Raw genomic sequence first — 23307 nt, forward strand, 5'->3', positions numbered from 1 at the left:
CTGGCCCTACTGGCCCTCGGGATGACTACGCCTTGGCCTCGAAGAAGGCAAGCTTCCGCGCGCGCGGCAGTGCCTTGAGACGAAGCTCCGCCCGCAATGCATCTCCTTTGCTGGGATATTCACGAGCTGCAAGCACCCGCAGCGGGGGCCGCGCGCGCGTGAACTTAGCGCCCTGCCCGAAGACATGCTGAAAGAACCGCTGTTCCACGTCGAGCGCGATCCCGGCGTAGTACACGCCGCCCTCGCATTCAAGGAGGTAGAGCCAGTAGGGGGTGGGGTCACCGGGGATTCGAAGCACGGGTCGATTGTGAAGCGACAATCGGCGGATGGCCCAAGGCAAGCGCATTTCTGCAGACATCGATAGCAACGCCCTTCTGGCAATAAAAGAGATGGGCGCGGCCGCCAAGCTGGCCCGGACCAATGCCGGTGACGGCCAAGCCACTGCGGCCGCTCGACTCGGAGTTCACGTCCAGACGATCGCCAGAATTGAGTCAGGTGAACCGGGCGTTGCAATCGGGCACGTCCTTGGCATGCTTGCGCTCTACGGCATCGGCACAACGTTGCAGCTTCGAGCTGGCGCTCAGATCGCAACCTGAGTTGCGCCAGCTGGCCGTGCTCTTCATGCGCAGCGCCGAGTCCACCTGGCGCGCAGACTTCATGCGATAGATCTGCACGCGTGGTCTCGAAGAAAAAGGTGAGCTGAAGCCTCGAAATTCCATTTCATTGCGCTGCCCATCCGAGAACCGGACCCAGCAACCACAACGCGACGCTGATTGTCAGAAACGACAAAACGGTTGCCAGCAACAGGGCTGCCGCACACATTTCCTCAAATCCGTACTTCTGGGCCAGGATGGGATAGATGCTGAGCATCGGTGTGGCAGCAAAGACCACGGCCGCGGCCCGCAACGTTGGGTCGTTCGGCGGCACCAGCCACATCATCAGTCCCACCGCCAGGGGATGCAGCAAGAGCTTGCCCAAGGCGATGGTGGTCACGTCCCGCCGCATGCCCTTGGTTTTCAATCCGATCAGTGTGCCTCCGATCACGAAGAGGGACACGGCCGCCGAGGACATGGCCAGCATGTTGATCGTGCGAGCCAGCACGCCAGTGATCGGGATTCCGATCAGCGAAACAGCCAGGCCACCGGCGATCGCCAGGATGACCGGGTTCCGGGAGAGTTGGACGAGCGACTGCACGAGGATGCGATGCCACTTGCCTGAGCCCACGCGTCCGCCGTCCGCCATCACCAGCGTGAGCGGAATCATCAGCAAGTTCTCGACCAGCATGCACATTGCCAGACCGACCGCGGCAGAAGAGGGTCCGGCGGCCAGTATGGCGATGGGGTAGCCGATAAAGCCGCTGTTCGAACTTGAGCAACCGAGCCCGCACAGCGCACTCAGCGTAAAGCTCTTGCCCTGCCAGCGCCACGCCCAACCAAAGGCGGCCATCATCACGGCGAGCGAACCGACGGCATAGCCGAGCACATAGCGGCCGTTCATGACCTCACTGACCGGGCGTTGGGACAGCGCCGTGAACACCAGCGCGGGGAGCGCAAACTTGACAACGTACGTGCCGAGCACGCGCATGTCCATCTTGCTGAAGGTGCCGGCGCGCCCAGCCAGAAAGCCGAGCGCAATGACGAGGTAGATGGGGCCTGTGATGGCCAGTGTTTGCAGCATCGAGTCAGCGTCGCCTGTCCGTCGTGACGGATTTCGACGCGCAAAGATTCTTTAAAAGCACTGAGCGTGCCAAGGGCCCCGGCAGATCCGTGCCGGGCCGAGGGGGTCAACGAATCCGCAGGCTCGTGCGCTGGTTTTGCTATGGGGTCCTCGCGGTCAATTCGCAGTGTGTCGTGACGGCGGAGCCACACAACAGCTGGTTGAGCACCTTCATCTGCGCACCGGAGCCCGCCGGGCCGAGGTAGTGCACGCGGGTGCCAAACGTCTGGAGCTGCTGACGGCGCCGCGGCCCACGGCGCCGAGACCGATGAACCCCACTTTTGTCTTGGTACTCATGATGTCTGGATCCAGTAGGTGTTTGAAGCCGCGGTGGCGCGTGTCCAGGCCCTAGACCCAGCTTTTGATTTGCTGGCCCATCATCTGGGTGGAGATACCGTAGCGGTCGTGCAGTGTCGGCAGCGCGCCCGCGTCCAGGAACGCATCCGGCAAGCCGATCTGGCGGAACGTCGTCGTGACGCCCGAGCGCATCAGGAGCGTCGCCACCGCCTCGCCCAGGCCGCCGATCACCGAGTGGTTCTCCGCCACCACGACGAGCCTTCCCATCCGCCGGACCTCGGCCAGGATCGTCGCCTCGTCGAGCGGCTTGATGGTCGGAACGTGCAGCACCGCGACATCGATGCCGTCGGCCTGCAGTTGTTGTGCAACCTCCAGCGAGCGCATCGTCATGAAGCCGCTGGAGATCACCAGCACGCTCTTGCCGTCGCGAATCAGCTTGGCCCTGCCGAGTTCGAATTTGTAGTCGTACTCGTCCAGCACCATCGGCACGTTGCCGCGCGGCAGCCGCATGTAGACGGGGCCCTGGTGATCGGCCATCTGGGGCACGGCCTGTTCGACATCGAGCGCGTCGCACGGATCGATGATCGTCAGGCCGGGAATGCCACGCATCAACGCCAGGTCCTCCGTCGCCTGGTGGCTTGGCCCATAGCCGGTGGTGAGGCCCGGCAGCGCGCAGCAGATCTTGACGTTGAGGTTCTCCTCGGCAATCACCTGGTGCACGAAGTCGAAGGCCCGGCGCGTGCCGAAGACGGCATAGGTCGTCGCGAAGGGAATGAATCCTTCCTTGGCCATGCCGCCGGCGGCCGCCATCAGCAACTGCTCGGCCATGCCCATCTGAAAGAAGCGTTCGGGATACTCGTTCGCGAACAGGTGAAGGTCGGTGTACTTGGCAAGGTCGGCCGTCATGCCGACGACCTCGGGGCGATTGCGGCCCAGATCGACCATGGCTTTGCCGAAGGGCGCCGCCTTGACGCGCTGGCCCTCGCCAGCGATGGAAGCAATCATCGCCGAGGTCTTCAGACGCGGCTTCTTTTCAATGGTGGCACTCATGATGCAGCTCCTTCGGTTTGTGTGCGGTCGGTATGGGCGATGGCTTCCTGCCATTCCGGTGGCTCGACGCGGATGAAGTGGTTCTTGTCGCGGCTTTCGAGAAAGGGCACGCCCTTGCCCATCAAGGTATCGAAGAGGATGACGCGTGGCTTCTCTTCCTTGAGCGCGCGGGCCGTATCGAAGGCTGCCAGGACCGCGGGCATGTCATTGCCGTCGACACGCTGCACGTGCCAGCCGAACGCCGCCCATTTGTCGGCGAGGGGCTCGAAGCCCATGATCTTTCCGGACGGACCATCGGCCTGCTGGTTGTTGATGTCGACCAGGCAGATCAGGTTCGTAAGGCGGTGGTGGGCGGCACCCATTGCAGCCTCCCAGGTCGAGCCTTCGTCCAGCTCGCCGTCGGACATCGAGTTGTAGACGAAGGCCGGGTTGTTCTTCAGGCGCAGACCGAGCGCCATGCCGACCGCGATGGGAAGACCCTGGCCGAGCGAACCGCCGGACATTTCCATGCCGGGCGTATAGGTGACCATCCCCGACATCGGCAGGCGGCTGTCGTCGCTGCCGTAGGTTTCCAGCTCTTCTTCCGGAATGATCCCGGCTTCGATCAGCGCGGCATAGGCAGCGATCGCGTAGTGGCCGTGCGAGAGCAGGAAGCGGTCACGGCCTTCCCACTCCGGGTCCTCGGGCTTGTAGGTCATGGCGTGCTTGTAGGCGACCGCCAGGACGTCGGCCCAGCCGAGCGCCTGGCCGATGTAGCCCTGACCCTGAACTTCGCCCATCTGCAGTGCGTAGCGGCGAATGCGGTAGGCGCTTTGTTGAAGCGACGATACGTCAGACATGAGAATCTCCTTGCTAGCGTTGAGTTAAAAGTGAAAAGGTCAGAGGAAGCCGACGGATATCCAGGGGATTGCCGCCACGAGAACCGTTCCGAGGAACAGGGCGACCATGTAGCCCACGATCGGCCTCATGCCCTCGTTCGGATGGATCCGGCTGATGGCGCACGCCGCGTAGTAGCCGACGCCGAAGGGCGGCGCGAAGAGGCCGATGCCCATCGCAAGGGTCACGACCATCGCGTAGTGCACTTCGTGGATTCCGACCTGGCGGGCAATGGGAAACAGCAGTGGTCCCAGCAGCACGATGGCAGGGATGCCTTCGAGCACCGACCCGAGGATGATGAAGGCCACCACCGACACCGCCATGAAGGTGATCGCGCCGCCTGGCAGCGCCTTCATTGCGTCAGCCAGTGCGGTCGAGAAGCCGGACTGGGTCAGTGCCCAGGCCATGCCGGTGGCGGCACCGATGATGAACAGGATCGAGCCGGAGAGCGATGCCGTGCTGACCAGCATCGGATAGACGCGCTTCCAATCGAACTGGCGGTAGACGAGAAGGCCGGCAAGCACCGCGTAGACGATGCCGATGGTCGACACCTCGGTCGCCGTGGCGACGCCTTCAACCACCGCTGCGCGGATCACGACCGGAAGCGCAAGCGCCGGGATCGAGATCAGGAACGACTTGCCTATGTCGCGACCGGAAGCCTTTCGCACGCCCTTCAGGTCTTCGCCACGATAGCGCCACCACACGAGCGCGGCCAGCGTTGCCCCCACGACGACCCCGGGCAGCAGACCACCGGTGAACAAGGCTGCAATCGAGACGCCCGTCGCGGACCCGATCGTGATCAACACCAATGACGGCGGAATCGTCTCGGTCTGCGCCCCAGTTGCGGAAAGCAAGGCCACGAGATCGCCGGGCTTTGCGCCCCGCTTGCGCATCTCCGGGAACAGGGCCGGTGCGACGGCCGCCATGTCGGCAGCCTTGGAGCCCGAGATTCCCGAGACCAGGTACATCGCCCCGATCAGGACGTAGGAGAGACCACCGCGCACGTGTCCCAGCAGGTTGGCCAGGAAGTTGACCATGGCGCGGGCAATGCCGGTCATTTCGATAAGCAGACCCAGCAGCACGAACAGAGGAACGGCAAGCAGGATCAGGTGACTCATGCCTTCGTCCATGCGGCCGACGACGACGACCGTAGGCGTCGTGGTGGTCAGCGCGATGTAGCCGAAGGTCGCCAGTCCGAACGAGAACGCGATCGGCACGCCAAGCAGCACGAGGGTGCCAACGCCGACCACGAAGAAGAGCAGCAGATTCCAGTTGCCGAGCTTCGTGAACAGCGGCCCTGCCAGCGCCATCCCTCCGATGACGAGGGCGACCAGGGCCAATGCGAGGAAGGCGTCCTTCAGCCTGGCGATGCGGAACATCTGAATGACGCCGACCAGCAACATCAGCCCGAGGCCGATCGGCAGCGCTGAAGCCCGCCAGGAGTTCACGATGCCCATTGCCGGCGTCGTGACATAGACCTCGTCTTGCGCAAACTCGTAGGCAGGATGAACCACGAATGCGAGGAAGGCAATCGCTGCAGCGATGGCGATCAGGTCCAGGAAGGCGCGTTTTCGGGGTTCGAGCTTGCCGACGATCGCCGTCATGCGCATGTGTTCGCCGCGCTGGAAGGCAACGATCGACCCCAGCATCGCCAGCCACAGGAACAGGATCGATGCCAGTTCGTCGGACCATACGAGCGGCTCGTGAAGGACGTAGCGGCTCGTCACCCCCGCCAGCAGGACGACGACCTCGGCGAGCACCAGCAGTGCGGCCGGGATTTCGATCAGCGTGCCAAGCACCCTGTTCAGAGTCTCCAGCCAGGCGATCGGCTCGCGCCGGCCCACGGCGCTCGCCGCTTCAAGCTCTTCACTTGTAATGTTCATGGCTTTCCTTCGGGCGAACGGTGGCCGCGGGCCTGCGCAACAAGGCGCGGCTCACCGATCAAAAATGAATGAATGAGCTACCGGGCTCCGGACATCGCCGGGGCGAGGCGGCGACCCGTCAACCGAGCTTGCCGGAGACCTTCTCGAGGAGTTCCCACGGCGCCGTGCCGTACTTGGACTTCCACTCGCCGTAGAAGCCCGTGCTCGCCAGCTTCTTGCGGAAGTCTTCCTGCTGCACGTCGACGAAGGTGATGCCCTTGGCCTTGAGATCCGTCATCAGGCTGGTGTTGAGCTTGGCAACGTCGACCCGTTGATCGGTCGCGGACTTGTCGAGCTCCCGCTTGATGACCTGTTGCACGTCCGCCGGCAGCTTGTCGAATGCGCGCTTGTTGCCCAGAATCCAGTAACCGTCCCAGACGTGGCCGGTCAGGCTGCAGCTCTTCTGAACCTCATAGAGGCGCGCCGTCGCGATGATGGCGAGCGGGTTCTCCTGGCCTTCCACCACCTTCGTCTGCAATGCGGTGTAGACCTCGTTGAAGTTGATAGGCGACGGGGCGGCCTCCAGTGCCTTGAAGAGGGAGGTCAGCGGCGGCGCTGCAGGCACGCGCACCTTGAAGCCCTTCAGGTCGGCGGCGGTCTTGATCTCTTTGCCCGAAGAAGTGATTTGACGGAAGCCGTTGTCCCAGATCTTGGACACGGTAAAGATGGGCGTCTTCGCGATCTCGGCGCGAATGTGGTTGCCGAGATCGCCATCCATCGCCTTCCAGACGTCGTCGTAGTTCTTGAAGGCAAAGCCGACGCTCGTGATGCCCGAGACTGGCACGAAGGTCGACAGGATCAGCGACGAGAGGTTGAAGAACTCGACCGAGCCATTGCGCACCTGCGTCAACAGGTCGGTGTCGCTGCCCAACTGGTTGGCCGGAAACAGCTTGATGTTGACTTGCCCGGACGTGGCTTCCCGGATGCGGTCGAGCGCTTCCTTGGCCCGCACGTTGACCGGGTGCGTCGGGTCTTGCCCAGTGGCGTACTTGAGTTCGAACTCGGCTGCGTCCGCGCGGCGCGTGACGATCGAGAACAGCGGTAGCGCTGCCCCCGCGGCCAGCAGTTGCCGGCGGTTGAGCCTGGTGGGGGTGAGCTTGGGGTCGGTCATGTCTGTCTCCTGGTTGTAAAAGTGAACGCGGTCGCTGATGACTCAATGAATCAACATGCCGCCGTTGACGTCGAGCGTGATGCCCGTGCAGTACAGCGACAGGTCGCTGGAGAGGAATACGCAGGCGCCGGCGATGTCTTCGGCGCGGCCCAGGCGCGCGAGCGGGATGGTCTCGGCAATCTCGGCCTTCTTTTCTTCGGTGAGCTTGCCTTTGATGATGTCGGTGCCGATCAGGCCGGGCGTGATGCTGTTGATGCGGATGCCGACCGGACCGAACTCCCGTGCCATCGCGCGCGCCAGGCCAAGCACACCGGCCTTCGCCGCCGAGTAGTGCGGGCCGCCCAGAATGCCGCCGCCGCGCTGCGCGGAAACCGACGAGATGCAGACGATCGATCCGCTCTCTTGTCTCTGCATGGCCGGCAGAACGGCCTGCGACATGTACAAGGTGCCGCGCAGGCTCACGTCGAGTACGCGGTCGTAGTCCGAACCACTGATGTCGAGTGTTTTCACCGGCTGCGTGATGCCCGCGTTGTTGACCAGCGCATCGATGCGGCCGAAAGCCTTGAGCACCGCTGCGGCAGCGGTATTGCATGAAGCCTTGTCGGTGACATCGGCCACGATGCCGAGGTGATCCGGACCCAGTTGCGCGGCCGCTGCCGCCGGGTCGGCGTGCTCCAGGTCGAGCACGGCGACACGTGCACCGTGGGCAGCCATCAGGCGCGCCGTGGCGAACCCGAGACCATTGAGGCCGGCGCCGCCGGTGATAACGACAACTTTGTCTTTGAGAAGCATCGCTTTGTCTCCAGAGTGGTGTGAATCGGCCGCGGCCCGGACATGCAATTCGTTGTCCGTGACCGCCTGCAGCGAAGTGCTCTTGCTGCATTGGGGCCAATGGTCGTCCGGTGCGAGCATGACGACAAGCGATGTGTTTTCAGCCTAAGATGACGTTCCATCATCTAACGACCGGGTTGACCCTATGTCCACACTGCCCGCCGTAACCAACCTGCAGGCCTTCGAGGCGGTAGCGCGTCGACGAAGCTTCGCGCTTGCAGCGTCTGAGCTCAATCTCACTGCCTCGGCAATCAGTCATCAGGTCTCGCGTCTAGAAGCGCATCTCGGTGTGAGGCTCTTCGAGCGCAGCGCGCACGGCGTGCGGTTGAGCGCTGCGGGCGACATGTACCTCTCGAAAGTCGGCGGCGCGCTGTTGGCCATCGCATCGGCGACAGACGACCTGCGCCAGGGCGTGAGCAACAGCCTGTACGTGCACTCGGCGCCCAGCATCGCAAGCCTCTGGTTGATGTCGCGGTTGCGCGGCTTCGCGCAGGCCTTCCCGGACATCTCGCTCAACCTGTCCGCCGCGCATACGCCCAGCGATTTCGCACTCGGTCAGTCCGATATCGACATCCGCTACGGCATACCGAACTGGCCCGACCTCGTGGTCGAACCCCTGTTCGAGGAACGCATCGTGCCGCTCGCCAGTCCTGCATTCATCAAGCAGCACGGTCTGAGGCGCGTCGATCAACTCTCCGCGGTGAAGTTGATCCAGAGCAACGTCAGCGTGGTGCAGTGGTCGGACTGGTTCGGGCAGTTCAGCGACAAGCGGGCGCCGGACTGGTTCGCCGTGCGTTTCGATCGCGCCCAGATGACGCTCGATGCCGCCACCCAGGGCCTCGGCGTCGCGCTTGAAAGCACGACGATTGCCGCCAGGCATATTGCCGAGCGCAAGCTCAAGCCTGTGTTCGGCCTCGATCAAGCCGTCAAGGTCAAGGCGCACTTCGCCGTGTATCCACCACGGCACGCCAAGCGACCCTCAGTCAAGGCGTTTCTGGAATGGATTCACGGCGAAGCGGCAAGAAGCTGATCGCACTCGCGCGCACTCGCTCTGGAGAGGGGGACCACAGGAGTTCGCCGTGGCCCTCGGGGAGGGGCTGGGGTTGCATCTGCATGCCTCGAAGGGTTTCGAAGGGCGCGGTTCTACCGTGGATCGCATCCGAAGCGATGCAGCACGTTGCGCAACAGGCCGTCGAAGACGGGATCGCGACCAACGACCCATGCGGCACCGACGGCTCCGGCGTGGAACACGCTACCGCCCTGGGGCCGTTCCCAGTAGATCATTTCCGCCGACAGGCCTTCGAGAGAGTTTGTGACGCGCGAGTACCAATCAAGATAGGTGTCCATTGCGCCGGGCACGCGACGAATACCTTGTGCGATCACCTTCAGGCCGGGCGGCGGCTCGGGCAACCTGGCGCCGGCCGGAATGTGGTGTGTCATGCGCAGCAGCGTAGCGGTACTCAGGTCCCATTCGTGGCCGATGGCCCGTGGCAATCCGCCACCGGGCGCGTGGCCGAAGGTCTGCCCGCGTTCGAGTCCAAGGCGGTGCGGGTGGTTGAACATCGGATGGGCGGGATCGATCACGTGATAGACGCCGAAATCCCTCGCATCGGCGAAACCCCATCCCGCGGTTTCCAGGCCGATGATGCTCGCGGCAGAGCGGCCCACCGCGCGCAGTTGCCCGCCGCGCGCCCAGTCCTGGCTGTGAAACTCCTCGCCGTAGGGACCGGCTGGCGGCCGCAGTTCGGCGTCGGCTGGGTCGTCGCCGCGCTCGTCGTTCTTGCGCTGCTCCATCACGCCCATGTCTTCGTCGAAACTGACCCGCAGGTACATGGTGTTGCCCGATAGCACCAGGGCCTGTCCGCCGCGTCGCAGCAGGGCGTCGAAGGCATCCACCACGGGCGTGGACCAGTACTCGCTGTGGCCGTTGACCACGACTGTGCGATAGGCCGCGAGCAGGTCTGGATTGGCATGTATGTCGAGGTCGGCCAGCAGATCGAACTCGTAGCCTTCGCGCTCGAGCCAGGCGTGCAGACGGCGCTCCAGCCGGGTCCATTGCGCGAAGCCGCTGCCTGCCGGGTCGTAGAGCGCCGCCGGACTGGCGTTGGGCCACGGCATGCGCAGCCCGGTGAAGTAGGTGGGCTGGCCGGCATGGTGGTAGGTGTAGCTGCAAAACGCGGGCGCCTGCGGATGGCTATTGGGCAGTCCGGTAGAGCGACGCGGCCACACGGGATCCTCCACCTGGTTGCGCGCGAATGGCGTGGCGGCATACGCCAGCCAGCTGCTCATCGCGCAAAGGACCAGCAATGGGGCGCGGCGCGCATTGGCGGGGCGCTTGACCAGGAACGTGATGTCGTAGACCGCCTCGTGTCCTTCCCAGTCGAAGCGCAGCCGCGCGACATGCAGACCGGGGCGTGCATCGGCCGGCAACGTCAAGCTGTGAATGACCGCCCAGCGGCAGTCGTGGAGATCGTCGCTGGCCAGGCGTAGCCCCTGGCGCTGGCCGTGTGCAGCGAAAGGGTCGTGCGCCTCTGCGACATCCTCGTCGAAGGCCGGGCCGCGGATCATCCAGGTCCCGTGGTTGACGATGCGGCCCGCGCGCTGGTGGCCGCTGGTGTCGGCCACGCGGTCGCCACGCCCCTCGCGCAGCGGCCAGCAGGCGCGCACGGCCGGATCGGCCGGCAGTCGGAGCGCACGCAGCGCTGCGCGCGCAGCGATCTCCTCGCCCGACAAGGCGCGCTCGTAGACCACCGGCAGCGCCAGATCCACATCGGCCAGTGCATCGGCCCCGTGCGGTTCGCCGACCGCGCCCAGGCGCAGCGGCGCGGGGCCGGGGCGCACCGGGCCGGCCAAGGGCCACCGGCCGGCGCACGCGCCATTGACCCACAAGGCCGCCGACTGGCCATCCCAAGTCGCGGCCACGTGCTGCCAACGCCTCGCGGCCAGTCGGTCGCCAACCTGAAGGGCTGCATCGCGTTGTGCGCCGCCGTTGCCCAGGTACAGCGCCAGGGCGCCGTCGGCTTCGATGAAAAGCCCGAAGCCGCAGTGCGCCGGTGCATCGTATTGCGTGATCAGCGCCTGTCGCGCACCGGTGCAACGCCACGGCATGACCCAGCACTCCAGCGTCAGCCCGGGCAGCGGCAGCGCCGCGGGCAGGCCCTTCTCGATATGCACGTAGGAGCCGGGGTGGATGGGCTGCACTTGCGCGGCCGAGATGCCGAGGTCTGCAACCACGACGTCGTCGCGCCGGCTGTCCGCGTCATGGCCCAGGCGACACACCGAGAGGCGGTAGGGTCGGTCGCTGCTGATGTGGAAGTCGATGGGCTCGCCGGCGTGCACGGTCTTCGTGCTGGTGTAGCCATGCACGCCCGGCACGGCCAGCGGGCGGTGCGGCGGGATCGGTCGGGTCATTCCGTGCTGAAGCCCGAGGCCTTGACCACCGGTCCCCAGCGCTTGAGGTCGTCGGAGATCAGGGTCGATAGTTCTTCCGGCGTGCTGGGGTTCGCATCGCTGCTGAGCTTGGCCAGCCGTTGCTGCACTTCGGGCAGAGCGAGTGCCTTGCCGAGCGCGGCATGCAGTTGCGTGACGGTGGCGCGCGGCGTGGCAGCCGGCACGAACAGGCCGGTCCACTCGAGGTTGTCGAAATGGGGCTGGCCCAACTCCTTGAGCGTGGGCACGTCCGGCAGCAGCGCGGTGCGCCTGACGCCATTGACCGCAAGAACCTTGAGCTTGCCGGCTTGCTGGTACTGGACGAGATCCGCGATCGGGGTGATGCCGGCGGCCACCTGATTGCCCAGCAGGTCCTGGACCAATGGCGCCGCGCCACGGTAGGGAACCGACGTCAGCTCGACCTTGGCGTCGCTGCCGAGTCGATAGCCCATGAACTGCGCCACGCTTCCGGCCGCCGGCACGCCGTAGCTAGCCTTCGACTTGTCGCTGCCGGCGAGCGCGAGCCATTCGCGCACGTCACGCACCGGCAGCGCCGCCGGCACCGCGATGCCCTCGTAGAAGGTGGCGATGCGGCCGACGGCCTGGAAATCCTTCACCGGGTCGTAGTGCACCGATTTCGAGGTGAGCGGCAGCATCACCATCATGTGCATGTTGGCGAGCAGCACAGTCAGGCCGTCCGCCGGCGCGGCGCGCACGTAGTCGGCGGCGATCTGGCCGCCCGCGCCGGTGCGGTTCTCCACCACGACCGGCGCGCCCAGTTCAGACGAGAGCTTGTCGGCCAGCGTGCGGGCCTGGACATCGGCCGAGCCGCCCGCCGGATAGCCGACGATCAGCCGCAACGGCCCCTTGCCCGTGGGCACCTGCGCAGAGGCCGCGCAGGCGAAGGCGAGGCTCGTGCAGGCAAGTGTGAAGCGAAGCAGTGAGGGCAGCGTCATGATGTCATCCTTCGGGAATATTCGATGGGGCGTGAAAAGAGGCGGAAGAAGGGCGGCGAACAAAGGGCGGCGAACAAAGGAACGCGAGCCGCACGCGAAGCTCAGGCAAGCTTGCAGCGAACCACCTCGTCAGCGAGGTCGCCCAAGGCCCGCTCGAGTCGCTCGACCAGTTCGTCGAGCTCGGGCTCGCTGATGGTCAGCGGCGGCGTGATCATCTGGAAGTCGCCGAAGGCGCCCAGGTTGGCCCGGCGGTTGTACAAGGCGATGCCATGGCGCAGCCCGTGCGCGGTGAGCTTGGTCGGCGCATTGAACTCGGGCGGCAGGGCGCGGCGCGTGGCCTTGTCGGCCACAAGCTCTATCGCACTGAGCAGCCCGAGGCCGCGGACGTCGCCCACCAGCGGCGAGCGCTCGGCCAGCGCTTCCAGCCGCCGGCGCAGGCCCACGCCACGCTCTCGGGCGCGTGCCACCAGGTCGAGGCGTTCGACCTCGTCCATCACCGCGTTGGCGACGGCGCAGGACAGCGGGTTGGTGAAATAGGTGTGTCCGTGCACGAAGCCGCCGTGACTGGCCACTGCGTCGACGATGCGGTCGGGCGCCAGCAGGCAGCCCAGCGGCGTGTAGCCCGCGGCCAATCCCTTTGCCAGCGTCACCAAGTCGGGCCGCGCGGCGCGCCAGTGGTGCGCGGCGAGGAATTCGCCGGTGCGGCCTGCACCGCTCATGATCTCGTCGTAGATCAGCAGCACGCCGTGGCGATCGCAGATCTGTCGCACACGTTCGAAGTAGGCCGACGACGACACTACCGCGCCGGTGGACAGCCCGCCGATCGGCTCGATGATGAAAGCGAGCACCGTCTCCGGGCCTTCGCGCTCGATGGTCCGCGCCAGCTCCTCGGCGCAGGCCATCGCGTGGCTCTCCTGCGTGTGGCCCTCGGGCAGCCGGTACGACAGCGGAGCGGGCACCTTGGGCATCGGCCTGACCATGGGACCGTAGATCGATTGCGTGTGCTCGTCGCCGGTGACCGCGAGCGCGCCGAGCGTGGAGCCGTGGTAGCTGGGGTTGCGCGAGATTACCTTCCAGCGACTCGCTTGCCCGCTCACGACTGCGTAGTGGCGCGCGAGCTTGATTGCCGACTCGTTGGCCTCGGAGCCGCCCGAGACGAAGAAGGCGCGGTCGAAGCCCTCGCCGGCCAGCGCACAGACGCGATCGGCCAGCGCGATGTTGTGTTCGCTCTCGAAGAAGCGCGGATAGGCGAAGCTCACCCGCGCGGCCTGTTCCTGCATGGCCGCAAGCACATGGGGGTTTCCATGGCCGATGTTGGCCACCACGGCACCGGCCGTCGCGTCCAGATAGCGTCGGCCGTCGGCGTCCCAGAGGTAGACGCCTTCGCCGCGACCCACGCGCGGCGGCCGAGGCGCACCCTTGGGGCTGTAGAAGGCGAGCACCGAGCCGCCTTGCGGCGTGTCGCCGAGCAGGCGCGGTGAGGTGGACGTCGTGGAAGGACTGTCAGCGAGAGGATTCATGGCGCAACGATACGGAGATCGTGGCCGCGACAGAAGGAGCATGGAAGGATGAAGTCCTATACGCTACACGCATGAAGCTCGTCCACGACCGACTCGATCTGCTCGCCACCTTCCTGCGCATTGCCGAGACCGGCTCATTGAGCAAGGCGGCTCGCGTGCTCGGCATCACCCAACCGACCGCCAGCCGGCGCCTGCTGGAACTCGAGCGCCTGCTGGGCTGCAAGCTGGCGCTGAGAACCACCGCGAGCTTCTCGCTGACCGACGAAGGGCGCCTCCTGATGGCCGAGGCGCGCGCGCTGTCCGATGGATGGGCCAGCCTGTCCGAGCGCATCTCCGGAGGCCGAAGCCGGCCGGAGGGTACCCTGCGGGTGATCGGTCCCTCGGGCTATGGAACGGGTTTCCTGACGGATGCGGTGACGGATCTGCGCGCGGCCTGGCCGCACCTGCGCGTGGAGCTGACCTTGACCGACCGCGTCGTGGATCTCGTTGCGACAGGCGCGGAATGCTGGGTGTGCGTAGGCGAAGTGCGAGACCCGGGGCTGGTAAGCCGATCGCTGGGCAAAATGGAGAGGATCCTGGTTGCCAGTCCGGCCCTGCTGCGGCGTATCGAGAAAGTGACGCCCGCCACCTTGCCGGGACTGCCTTGCGTCGGGCTGGTGCCGTACTTCGTGGACACGGTCCGGTTGCTCGACAAGTCCGGGCGTTCGCAGACAGTGTCGATCGACACGCCCTTGCGCACCGACAGCCTGCTTTCGAGCTACCGCGCGATCCTCAACGGTGATGGCATCGGCGCCGCAGCGCCCTGGATGTGCCAGGCCGATCTGGACTCAGGCCGGCTGAAGCGCGTGCTGCCGCGCCTGTGGCTCGAATCGGTGGGGATCTACGTGGCGTTGCCGCCGGGGTTGCATCGGCCGGCGCGGGTCACGGCATTCATCGATGCCTTGCGGCGAAGAATCAAGGACATGCGTGGGTTTCAGTCGTCCGGCTAATGCGAACCGGGCTCCATGCGTGCCACGCTATTGCCTCGCCAGAGCCTCGTCTCGATAGGCGCTCGGCGTGAGGCCGGTGAAGCGTCGGAACGATCGACTGAAATTGCCAGCGCTGGTGAAGCCGACGCGCTGTGCCACTTCGTTGACCGTCGCCTTGTTGCTCATGAGCATGCGGCAGGCGGTCTCGATCCGGATCTTCTGGGCCAGGTCGCGAAACTGCAGGTTCTCGCGCTTCAGGCAGCGGTCTATCGTGCGCGGAGAGACGTTCAGCCGACGTGCGAGCGCATCCAGCGTGAGTTGCTGTTCCGGGGATTCGCGCAGCATCATCATGACGAAATCGCCCCATTGCTCGCCGGGGCCAGGTGGTCGGATTCGTGGACCGCAGCGTTCCTCGACCTGACGCACAACCCGGGGTGCCCACATGGTCAGGGGCTTGTCGAGCATCTGGCCGTCCATCAGGATGGTGACGCCTGGCACAGCCGATTCATTGAACTCGAAGCGTGCGGGCGCAAGGCCGAAGTAGCGACGGTCGTGGGGCGGTGCAGGCATGGACAGGCGAAAGTCATAGCCTCCGAGATTCGCCCCTAGCAGTTGATGCACTTGATTGTGAAACGACACGGCGAGCATCTCGAGCATGAAGCGCAAGGTCTCCAGCGGCAGCGCAATGACGGGACTGAACACCACCTCTCCGTGCTGGCCCCGGCGCCGATAGGTCATCGTGAACAACTCATTCATCAGGTGGTAGTAGCGGCTGGCAAGCTGCACGACGTGCTCGAGGTTGCGGCAACTGATCATCCCGTAGCCCAGCATGTCGTGTGAGTTGAGCTTGATCAGCAGGCCAAGCTCGAAGGCCAGATCCGTGCGTCCGGTCAGACGACGCATCGACTCGACAAGGGCGTTGATCTGCGCGGGCAGCAGCCGCGCATCCTGCTGTTCGAAGTAGCCCGCGTCGATATGCGCAAGCCGCAGCAGTTCGCCAGTGTCCACGCCTTCGGCCGCCAGTTCATTGACGAGCAGCATGAAGTATCGCGCCGGAATTGCGAGCGCAGCGTTGGTCATGCGGACCTCCTCATCGATCCCGCTTCGTGGTTGACGACGACCGCCTGGCCGGGGAGTGGCCCCCCCGACACGCCCCGGGGATGCATCAATGACTCAGGGTAATCACTCATGTGTCAGAAATTGAGATGCACCTGTCAGGAATTGATAGCGCGCGAATCCGGCGGCTTCCCGATCATTGCATCCGGCAACGCGGCAAGGCTTCCCCTCAATGCTACGCCACCTTCCATGAACTTCAACGCCCGCGCAAACATGCTCTATGAACAGATCCTCACCAGCGTGATCGATGACGAATCGATGCCCTGGGTGCCTTTCGCGCCCTATGCGGACAACGTCCTGCTCAAGTATTTCAAGCTCGACCCGATCCGCGGCGAAATGATCGTGCTGATGAGGATGCGGGCTGGCGCAGAACTGCCCAAGCACCATCACTCGGGCACGACGATCGTCTACACGATCGAGGGCCGCTGGAAATACAAGGAACACGACTGGGTCGCCGGACCGGGCAGCATCGTCTACGAGACCGCAGCCCAGAGCCACACCCCCCAGGCCCTGAAGGGCCACGGTGACGTGGTGGTGCTCAACATCGTGACTGGCGACCTGCTCTTCCTGGACGACAAGGACCAAGTGATCGCCATCGAGAACTGGAAGACCGGCGTCGCGCGCTACCTGGCCTATTGCGAGTCCGCTCGCGTCACGCCCAAGGACCTCACGGCCTTTCACTGAGATCGACAGCCGACTCTCATACCGCATTCACAACAAGAACCCGAGGAGTAACTCCGTGCCCCATCCTGATACCCGCCCGCTGGTCCCGACCCACCGCCTCAGCGCGTTGGCGAGTGCCGCACTTGCATTTCTGGTCTTTGCGTCGTCATCCCAGGCGATGGAGATCGACACCGGCAATCCGGACGTCGTCCTGCGCTGGGACAACACCGTTCGCTACAACCTGGGCCAGCGCATCCAGGGCCAGAATCCCGCGATCCTGGCCAACCCGAACTTCGATGACGGTGATCGCAACTTCAGCAAGAACTCGCTGATCGCGAACCGGCTGGACCTGCTGAGCGAACTCGACCTGGTGGTCGACAAGAAGTACGGCTTCCGCGTGAGCGGCGCCGCCTGGTACGACAACGCGTACACCAGCCTGGACAACCGCAACAACGCCACCGCCAACACGCTGGTCTACGGCGTGCCGACGGCGGGTGTGCTCTCGGATTACACCTCGCGCTACGCGAAGGGCCCATCCGGGGAACTGCTCGACGCCTTCGTGTTCGGCAGCACCACGTTCGGCGAGACCGACGTGAGCGTGCGTCTGGGCAAGCACACCGTGTATTGGGGCGAGAGCCTGCTGGGCGGCGGCGCTGTCAACGGCATCTCCTATGGCCAGTACTCCCTGGACCTGTGGAAGGCATACGCCACGCCTGGCATCGAGGCCAAGGAGATCTATCGCCCGCGCAACTCCATCACCTTGCAGGCGCAGCCCACGCCCGAGCTGTCCTTCTCGGCGCAGACCTTCTTCGACTGGGAGAGCGTGCGTTATCCCGAATCGGGGAGCTATCTCACGGTGAACGATGCCATCTTGCACGGGGGCGATTCTCTCGTTCTCGGCCCCGGCCAACGCGTGGTTCAGACGCCCGGCAGCGACCCGAACAAGACCGGGGACTTCGGCCTCGCGGCACGCTGGAGCCCTGAGTGGCTTGACGGTACGGCGGGCCTGTACGCCCGCCGTACCGCCGACATCCAGCCGCAGCTCGCGTTGCTGCCCGCGGTCGCTACCGGCGTCCCCGCTGCCGCCTGCGCGCGAGCCGGCCTGCGCGCGATCGGCCCGACCACTTGCTACATCAATCCGGCCGCGGCCACGCTGCAGCAGATCCAGGCCGGCTATCTGGGCCAATACCAGGCCTACTATGGCCGTGACATCGACATCTACGGTCTCAGTCTGGCAAAGAACGTCGCGGGCATCAGCGTCGGTGCCGAACTCAGCTACCGGCGCAACATGCCGCTGCAGAGCGTGCCGGTGCAGGTGCTGCCCGCGGCGCTGGTCAATCCGGCGGCCGGACAGATCGCCATCGGTCAGCTTGGCAACGACGCGCCCGGTGCGCGCGGCGACACCATGCACAGCGTGATCAACTTCCTTGGCGTCGTTTCGAAGACGCCATTGTTCGATACCGCGAATTGGAGCGCCGAACTCGTCTGGAGCCGCTGGCTGAACGTCTCGCAGAACCCCGGCGCCTTCAAGGGCAGTGCCGCCTATCGATCCAATCCGGCCAACATCGACGCGGTCAGCAAGGATTTCGTGGGTCTCGGCCTGAACTTCACGCCGACCTGGTACCAGGTGTTCCCGGGCGTGGACCTGTCGATGCCGCTCAGCTGGGCAGGAGGCCTGTCGGGCAATTCCGCAGTGCTGTCCGGCGGCAACAAGAACAACGGTTCCTACTCCATCGGCGTCGCCGCCGATGTGCGGTCCAAGTACAACTTCTCGTTGCGCTACGTCGGCTTCTATGGCGACTACAGCACCACACCTACCGGTGCGATGAACGTGGCGCAGAGCACCAGTGCCGTGCTGTCCGACCGCGGCCACGTGCTGCTTACCTTCAAGACGACTTTCTGAGTCGGATTCCCTCACACCACCAAAGGAGACACTCCAATGACCACTCGCTCCACGACCCGCAAGCTTTGGGCTGGCGCGCTGATCGCGCTCGCTGCCCAGGCCACCCTGGCCGCCGTCGGCGCCGATGAAGCCAAGAAGCTCGGCACGACCCTCACACCCACGGGCGCCGAGCGCGCCGGGAATGCCGACAAGAGCATCCCCGAGTACACCGGCGGCCTCACCACGCCGCCGGCGAGCTACGAGAAGGGCTCGGGCATCCGCCCCGATCCGTATCCGGCCGAGAAGCCGCTCTATTCCATCACCGCGCAGAACATGGCGCAGTACGAAGGCAAGCTGACGGCGGGCACGAAGGAGTTGCTCAAGAAGTACCCGACGATGCGCGTGGACGTGTACCCCTCGCACCGCTCGATCGCCTACCCCAAGTACGTGGTCGAGAACACGGTGAAGAACGCGACGACGGTGAAGACCACCGATGACGGCTTGGGCCTGGAAGGCACCTACGCCGGCATTCCCTTCCCGATCCCCAAGACCGGTAACGAAGTGATGTGGAACCACCTGCTGCGCTATACCGGGCAGAGCTACTACACACAGTACGACTCGATCAACGTCGACTCGTCGGGCAAGGCAGTGCTGGCCACCACGGGCCAGATCTACATGGACTACCCGTACTACGACCCCAAGCGCACTGGGCAGTCGGCCGACAGCGATGTCTACTTCCGCACCAAGATCGCCTACACCGCGCCGGCACGCCGTGCGGGTGAAGCGCTGCTCGTTCAGGACTACATCAACCCGATGAAGAACGGCCGGCGCGCCTGGCAGTACCTGCCCGGCCAGCGTCGGGTGAAGCTCGCACCGGACATCGCCTACGACACGCCCAATCCGGGCGCAGCCGGCGCATCGACTTACGACGACGCCTGGGTCTTCAATGGTGCGATGGACCGCTACGACTTCAAGCTCGTAGGCAAGCAGGAGATGCTGGTGCCCTACAACAGCTTCAAGCTGGTTTACGCCAAGGATCCTTATGCGGTGACGACGCCCAACCACCTGAACCCGGACTACGTGCGGTGGGAGCCACATCGCGTGTGGGTGGTGGAGGCAACGCTGAAGGCAGACAAGCGCCACATCTACGCCAAGCGCACCTTCTACGTGGACGAAGACAGCTGGGTCGCCGTTGCATCGGATATGTACGACGCACGTGGCCAGCTCTATCGCGCCGGCTTTGTCTATACGAACCCGTCGTACGAACTGCCCGCGCCCTCGGCCATGGGCCAGTCCTTCCACGACTTCACCAGCGGCAGCTACAACATGATCGGCTTGCTGGGCGCCTACAACGTCGGCGTGAAATACATGGATCCGCTGTCTGCCAACGCCTGGTCTGCCGATGCGCTGGCTGGCTCTGGCGTGCGCTGAGCGGGATGCTGTCATGCAACGCAGAAGTGTGCTGCTGGCTGCGCTGGCCGGGGCCGGCAGCGCTGCCATCCGGGCCAGCGAGGTTCTCGAACGACCTGCGCGGATGAGCCCGCTGGCTCCTCGGCGCCTCGTCACCGGGATCGCGCGTGCCGGAGACGTGCTGGTGGCAGTCGGTCAGCGCGGCCACATTGTGGCTTCGACCGATGGTGGCCAGAGCTGGACGCAAGCGGCGGTGCCCGTGAGCTCCGATCTCACTGCGGTGCACTTCGTCGATGCGAAAGTCGGCTACGCCACGGGGCATGACGGCGTGGTGCTCGGCACGCGTGACGGCGGCCGAAGCTGGGAGTGTCTGCTCGACGGCAAACGCGCGAATGCGCTCGTGCTCGATCACATGAAGCGTCGCGTCGCAGCGCCCGATGCGAGCGATACCGACCGCAAGCTGCTGGAGGAGGCTCAGCGAAACGCCGATGCCGGACCCGACAAGCCCTTCCTGGACCTGTGCTTCACCAGCGCGGAGGAGGGCTTCGTGGTGGGCGCCTACGGCCTGATCATGCGCACCACCGACGGCGGCAGGAATTGGGAGTCCTGGTTCGATCGCGCGGATAACGCCGGGCTGCTCAATCTCTACTCGATCTGCGTCGCTCAGGGCGCCCATTACATTGCGGGCGAGGGCGGATTGCTGCTCAAGCTCGATCGCGACGCGAAGCGCTTCCAGGCACTGCCTTCCCCTTACAAGGGTAGCTTCTTTGGCATCGCGCCCACGCGCGCCGGCGTCCTGGCATACGGCATGCGCGGCAACGCATTCCTGAGCGAAGACGCTGGTGCGACCTGGACGCCGGTCGTTACCGGGCTGTCCGCCAGCATCGTGGCCAACGCTTTCGCGGCTGACGGCACGATGGTGCTGGTCGATCAAGCCGGCGCCATTGCCCGGCACAGCGACGCTTCCAACAGTTTCACGCTCTCTAATCTTCGTTCGCAGGCACCGCTGGCGGCGGTCGCATTCGCCGGCGAGGCCTCGCTCGTCGTGGGCGGTCCCCGCGGGCTGGCCACGATCGATCTGACCAAGGACAAGTAAATGGCCATCTCTTCCGGTCTGGGCCAGATGCCGGTCGTGCGCGACCTTGCCCAGTTCCCGCGCAATTCGGGCAGCTGGCTCGAACGTGCGGTCTTCAACCACCGCCTCGCGGTCGCGCTCGCATGTCTGGTCGCCACGCTGGTGCTCGGCTTCTTCGCCACGCGCGTGTCGCTCAACGCCAGCTTCGACAAGATGATCCCGGTGGGTCATCCCTACATCCAGAACTACCTGCAGAACCGCAGCGAACTGCGCGGCATGGGCAATACGCTGCGCGTGGTGGTCGAGAACGAGCAGGGCGACATCTTCGACGCCCGCTACCTTGATGCCCTGAAGCACATCAACGACGACCTGTTCCTCACGCAGGGCGTGGACCGCGCCTGGGTCAAATCGCTGTGGACGCCGGCCACGCGCTGGACCGAGGTCACCGAGGAGGGCTTCCAGGGCGGCCCCGTGATGCCCGACAACTTCGACGGCAAACCGGCCAGCGTCGTCAAGCTACGCACCAACGTCGCACGCGCGGGCCTGGTCGGCAGCCTGGTGGCCAACGACTTCAAGTCCAGCGCCATCGTCGCCCCGCTGCTGGACAACGGCAAGGACGGGCGCCTGGACTACTGGCGGCTCTCGCACGAGATCGAGACGCAGATCCGCGACAAGTACGAGCACGGCCTCGCCCCCGACGGCAAGCCCTGGGGCGTGAAGGTGCACGTGATCGGCTTCGCCAAGATCATCGGCGACCTGCTGGACGGCCTCCTGCAGGTGATGATGTACTTCGGCGCGGCCACGCTGATTGCGGGCGTGCTACTGTACGGCTACACGCGCTGCGTGCGCAGCACGGCGATGGTGGTCGCGTGCTCGCTGGTCGCGGTGCTCTGGCAGGTCGGACTCGTCAAGCTGGTCGGGCTGGAGCTGGACCCGTACTCGATGCTGGTTCCCTTCCTCGTCTTTGCGATCGGCGTGAGCCACGGCGCGCAGAAGATGAACGGCATCATGCAGGACATCGGCCGCGGCACGCACCGACTGGTCGCTGCGCGCTACACCTTCCGGCGGCTCTTCCTGGCCGGCGTCACGGCCCTGATGGCCGATGCGGTCGGCTTCGCGGTGCTGGCGCTGATCCCGATCCCCGTGATCCGCGAGCTCGCGATGACCGCGAGCATCGGCGTGGCGGTGCTGATCTTCACCAATCTCCTGTTGCTGCCGGTGCTGCTGTCGTACGTGGGCGTGAGCCCCGAGGCAGCGGCGCGGAGTCTGCGCATCGAGCAGGAGCAGGCGGCTGGCCGTGGCGGACGGCTCTGGACGTTGCTGGACAACTTCGCCGCCAAGCGCAGCTGGGCGCTCGCCGCCGTGCTGGTCTCTGCGGTGCTCGCCGCAGTGGGCTTCGCCGTGAGCCTGAAGCTGCAGGTGGGCGACCTCGACCCCGGCGCGCCTGAACTGCGCCCCGACTCGCGCTACAACCGCGACAACGCCTTCGTCGCGAAGAACTACTCGCTCTCCAGTGACCTCTTCGCCGTGATCGTCAAGACCCCGAAGGAAGGGTGCCTGAAGTACGACACGCTCGCCCACGTCGACGCGCTCGCCTGGGAGCTGCAGCAGTTGCCCGAGGTGCGGGCCACCGTGGGCCTGCAGGACGTGGTGCGCCAGATCACGGCCGGCTCCTTCGAGGGCAACCCGAAGTGGCTCACCATCAGCCGCAACCAGGAGATCCTGAACTACGGTGCGCAGCAGGCCACCGTGAACAACCCGGAGCTCTTCAACGTCGAATGCTCGGTGATGCCGCTGGTGGCCTATCTCTCGGACCACAAGGCCGAGACGCTGCAGAAGGTGCTGGGCGTGGTCGAGGACTTCGTGAAGGCGCACCCGACCGACCCCGCCAAGGTGCAGATCCTTCCGGCGGCAGGGTCGGCCGGCATCGAGGCCGCGACCAACATCGTGGTGCATCAGGCGAACCGCACGATGCTGCTCTATGTCTACGCGGCGGTGATCGCGCTGTGCTTCCTGACGTTTCGCTCATGGCGCGCGGTGCTGGTGGCGGTGATCCCGCTGGTGGTGACTTCCATCCTGTGCGAAGCGCTGATGGTGTGGCTGGGCATCGGGGTGAAGGTGGCGACGCTGCCGGTGATCGCGCTGGGGGTGGGCATCGGGGTGGACTACGCGCTGTACCTGCTCTCGGTGCAACTCGCAGGCCAGAGGCGCGGGCTCACGCTGGCCAGGGCCTACGCCGAGGCGGTCACCTTCACCGGCCGGGTCGTCGCGCTCGTCGGCGTCACGCTCGCCGCAGGCGTCATCACCTGGGCCTTCTCGCCCATCAAGTTCCAGGCCGACATGGGCATCCTGCTGACCTTCATGTTCGTCTGGAACATGGTCGGCGCCCTCGTGCTCATCCCGGCGCTGTCGCACTTCCTGCTGAACGACAGGCATTTCAAGGCCATCGCCGAACACCTGCCGGCCGCTGCCGTGCCAGCCTGAC

At 65.2% G+C, this 23307-nt stretch carries 19 protein-coding genes; 8 read left to right on the plus strand and 11 right to left on the minus strand.

Annotated elements, in window-relative coordinates:
- Positions 1–25 precede the first annotated feature (25 nt).
- Positions 26–298, minus strand: a complete 273-nt coding sequence (locus tag AC1D3B_RS28195) for a GIY-YIG nuclease family protein (protein ID WP_478193970.1) — start codon at positions 296–298, stop codon at positions 26–28.
- Positions 299–326: 28 nt separating this feature from the next.
- On the opposite strand from AC1D3B_RS28195, the gene AC1D3B_RS28200 reads away from it, so the two are divergent.
- Positions 327–596 carry a helix-turn-helix domain-containing protein gene (locus tag AC1D3B_RS28200; RefSeq protein WP_478193971.1) on the plus strand — a complete coding sequence of 90 codons (270 nt, stop codon included), beginning with the start codon at positions 327–329 and terminating at the stop codon, positions 594–596.
- Positions 597–720: 124 nt separating this feature from the next.
- Here AC1D3B_RS28200 and AC1D3B_RS28205 read toward each other — a convergent pair whose 3' ends face one another.
- From AC1D3B_RS28205 to AC1D3B_RS28230, 6 genes are all read right to left on the minus strand, one after another.
- A complete protein-coding gene (locus AC1D3B_RS28205) occupies positions 721–1677 on the minus strand; it encodes an AEC family transporter (protein WP_478193972.1) in 957 nt (318 codons plus the stop codon).
- A 387-nt stretch (positions 1678–2064) separates the two neighbouring features.
- The gene (locus AC1D3B_RS28210; protein ID WP_478193973.1) at positions 2065–3063 is read right to left on the minus strand and encodes a transketolase family protein; all 999 of its coding nucleotides are present in this window, start codon (positions 3061–3063) and stop codon (positions 2065–2067) included.
- Positions 3060–3902, minus strand: a complete 843-nt coding sequence (locus AC1D3B_RS28215; protein ID WP_478193974.1) for a transketolase — start codon at positions 3900–3902, stop codon at positions 3060–3062. The genes AC1D3B_RS28210 and AC1D3B_RS28215 overlap by 4 nt, the downstream gene beginning before the upstream one ends.
- A 39-nt stretch (positions 3903–3941) precedes the next feature.
- Entirely contained in the window at positions 3942–5822 is a 1881-nt protein-coding gene (locus tag AC1D3B_RS28220) for a TRAP transporter large permease (RefSeq protein WP_478193975.1), read from the minus strand.
- 118 nt (positions 5823–5940) lie between these two features.
- A complete protein-coding gene (locus AC1D3B_RS28225) occupies positions 5941–6972 on the minus strand; it encodes a TRAP transporter substrate-binding protein (RefSeq protein WP_478193976.1) in 1032 nt (343 codons plus the stop codon).
- Between the two features lie 42 nt (positions 6973–7014).
- On the minus strand, positions 7015–7764 hold the full coding sequence (locus tag AC1D3B_RS28230) for an SDR family NAD(P)-dependent oxidoreductase (protein WP_478193977.1): 750 nt from the start codon (positions 7762–7764) through the stop codon (positions 7015–7017).
- A gap of 184 nt (positions 7765–7948) precedes the next feature.
- Between AC1D3B_RS28230 and AC1D3B_RS28235 the strand changes: the two genes are divergently transcribed.
- Positions 7949–8833 carry a LysR substrate-binding domain-containing protein gene (locus AC1D3B_RS28235; protein ID WP_478193978.1) on the plus strand — a complete coding sequence of 295 codons (885 nt, stop codon included), beginning with the start codon at positions 7949–7951 and terminating at the stop codon, positions 8831–8833.
- 113 nt (positions 8834–8946) lie between these two features.
- Here the strand turns inward: AC1D3B_RS28235 and AC1D3B_RS28240 are convergent, their stop codons facing one another.
- From AC1D3B_RS28240 to AC1D3B_RS28250, 3 genes are all read right to left on the minus strand, one after another.
- Entirely contained in the window at positions 8947–11214 is a 2268-nt protein-coding gene (locus tag AC1D3B_RS28240; protein WP_478193979.1) for a N,N-dimethylformamidase beta subunit family domain-containing protein, read from the minus strand.
- Positions 11211–12188 carry a Bug family tripartite tricarboxylate transporter substrate binding protein gene (locus tag AC1D3B_RS28245; RefSeq protein ID WP_478193980.1) on the minus strand — a complete coding sequence of 326 codons (978 nt, stop codon included), beginning with the start codon at positions 12186–12188 and terminating at the stop codon, positions 11211–11213. The genes AC1D3B_RS28240 and AC1D3B_RS28245 overlap by 4 nt, the downstream gene beginning before the upstream one ends.
- A 101-nt stretch (positions 12189–12289) precedes the next feature.
- Positions 12290–13708 carry an aminotransferase family protein gene (locus AC1D3B_RS28250; RefSeq protein WP_478193981.1) on the minus strand — a complete coding sequence of 473 codons (1419 nt, stop codon included), beginning with the start codon at positions 13706–13708 and terminating at the stop codon, positions 12290–12292.
- Between the two features lie 71 nt (positions 13709–13779).
- Between AC1D3B_RS28250 and AC1D3B_RS28255 the strand changes: the two genes are divergently transcribed.
- Positions 13780–14697 carry a LysR family transcriptional regulator gene (locus AC1D3B_RS28255; protein WP_478193982.1) on the plus strand — a complete coding sequence of 306 codons (918 nt, stop codon included), beginning with the start codon at positions 13780–13782 and terminating at the stop codon, positions 14695–14697.
- A gap of 27 nt (positions 14698–14724) precedes the next feature.
- Here AC1D3B_RS28255 and AC1D3B_RS28260 read toward each other — a convergent pair whose 3' ends face one another.
- Positions 14725–15756, minus strand: coding sequence for a helix-turn-helix transcriptional regulator (locus tag AC1D3B_RS28260; protein ID WP_478193983.1), 1032 nt, complete (start codon positions 15754–15756; stop codon positions 14725–14727).
- 249 nt (positions 15757–16005) lie between these two features.
- Between AC1D3B_RS28260 and AC1D3B_RS28265 the strand changes: the two genes are divergently transcribed.
- Genes AC1D3B_RS28265 through AC1D3B_RS28285 form a run of 5 tightly spaced genes read left to right on the plus strand, consistent with a single transcriptional unit; the run spans position 16006 to position 23306 of the window.
- Positions 16006–16476, plus strand: a complete 471-nt coding sequence (locus tag AC1D3B_RS28265; RefSeq protein WP_478194017.1) for a 2,4'-dihydroxyacetophenone dioxygenase family protein — start codon at positions 16006–16008, stop codon at positions 16474–16476.
- Between the two features lie 55 nt (positions 16477–16531).
- Positions 16532–18358 carry a DUF1302 domain-containing protein gene (locus AC1D3B_RS28270; protein WP_478193984.1) on the plus strand — a complete coding sequence of 609 codons (1827 nt, stop codon included), beginning with the start codon at positions 16532–16534 and terminating at the stop codon, positions 18356–18358.
- A gap of 36 nt (positions 18359–18394) precedes the next feature.
- The gene (locus AC1D3B_RS28275) at positions 18395–19768 is read left to right on the plus strand and encodes a DUF1329 domain-containing protein (RefSeq protein WP_478193985.1); all 1374 of its coding nucleotides are present in this window, start codon (positions 18395–18397) and stop codon (positions 19766–19768) included.
- Positions 19769–19781: 13 nt separating this feature from the next.
- Positions 19782–20843 (plus strand): WD40/YVTN/BNR-like repeat-containing protein, encoded by a 1062-nt coding sequence (locus AC1D3B_RS28280; protein ID WP_478193986.1) that lies wholly within the window; start codon positions 19782–19784, stop codon positions 20841–20843.
- Positions 20844–23306: an efflux RND transporter permease subunit gene (locus AC1D3B_RS28285; RefSeq protein ID WP_478193987.1), complete on the plus strand. Its 2463-nt coding sequence runs from the start codon at positions 20844–20846 to the stop codon at positions 23304–23306.
- The last annotated feature ends 1 nt before the right edge of the window (position 23307 follow it).

The sequence above is a fragment of the Variovorax sp. P5_A3 genome, assembly GCF_056400665.1.

Coding starts and splice junctions, on each gene's coding strand:
- AC1D3B_RS28200 (WP_478193971.1), top strand. CDS start 327: ATGGCCCAAGGCAAGCGCATTTCTGCAGACATCGATAGCAACGCCCTT.
- AC1D3B_RS28205 (WP_478193972.1), bottom strand. CDS start 1,677: ATGCTGCAAACACTGGCCATCACAGGCCCCATCTACCTCGTCATTGCG.
- AC1D3B_RS28210 (WP_478193973.1), bottom strand. CDS start 3,063: ATGAGTGCCACCATTGAAAAGAAGCCGCGTCTGAAGACCTCGGCGATG.
- AC1D3B_RS28215 (WP_478193974.1), bottom strand. CDS start 3,902: ATGTCTGACGTATCGTCGCTTCAACAAAGCGCCTACCGCATTCGCCGC.
- AC1D3B_RS28220 (WP_478193975.1), bottom strand. CDS start 5,822: ATGAACATTACAAGTGAAGAGCTTGAAGCGGCGAGCGCCGTGGGCCGG.
- AC1D3B_RS28225 (WP_478193976.1), bottom strand. CDS start 6,972: ATGACCGACCCCAAGCTCACCCCCACCAGGCTCAACCGCCGGCAACTG.
- AC1D3B_RS28230 (WP_478193977.1), bottom strand. CDS start 7,764: ATGCTTCTCAAAGACAAAGTTGTCGTTATCACCGGCGGCGCCGGCCTC.
- AC1D3B_RS28235 (WP_478193978.1), top strand. CDS start 7,949: ATGTCCACACTGCCCGCCGTAACCAACCTGCAGGCCTTCGAGGCGGTA.
- AC1D3B_RS28240 (WP_478193979.1), bottom strand. CDS start 11,214: ATGACCCGACCGATCCCGCCGCACCGCCCGCTGGCCGTGCCGGGCGTG.
- AC1D3B_RS28245 (WP_478193980.1), bottom strand. CDS start 12,188: ATGACGCTGCCCTCACTGCTTCGCTTCACACTTGCCTGCACGAGCCTC.
- AC1D3B_RS28250 (WP_478193981.1), bottom strand. CDS start 13,708: ATGAATCCTCTCGCTGACAGTCCTTCCACGACGTCCACCTCACCGCGC.
- AC1D3B_RS28255 (WP_478193982.1), top strand. CDS start 13,780: ATGAAGCTCGTCCACGACCGACTCGATCTGCTCGCCACCTTCCTGCGC.
- AC1D3B_RS28260 (WP_478193983.1), bottom strand. CDS start 15,756: ATGACCAACGCTGCGCTCGCAATTCCGGCGCGATACTTCATGCTGCTC.
- AC1D3B_RS28265 (WP_478194017.1), top strand. CDS start 16,006: ATGCTCTATGAACAGATCCTCACCAGCGTGATCGATGACGAATCGATG.
- AC1D3B_RS28275 (WP_478193985.1), top strand. CDS start 18,395: ATGACCACTCGCTCCACGACCCGCAAGCTTTGGGCTGGCGCGCTGATC.
- AC1D3B_RS28280 (WP_478193986.1), top strand. CDS start 19,782: ATGCAACGCAGAAGTGTGCTGCTGGCTGCGCTGGCCGGGGCCGGCAGC.
- AC1D3B_RS28285 (WP_478193987.1), top strand. CDS start 20,844: ATGGCCATCTCTTCCGGTCTGGGCCAGATGCCGGTCGTGCGCGACCTT.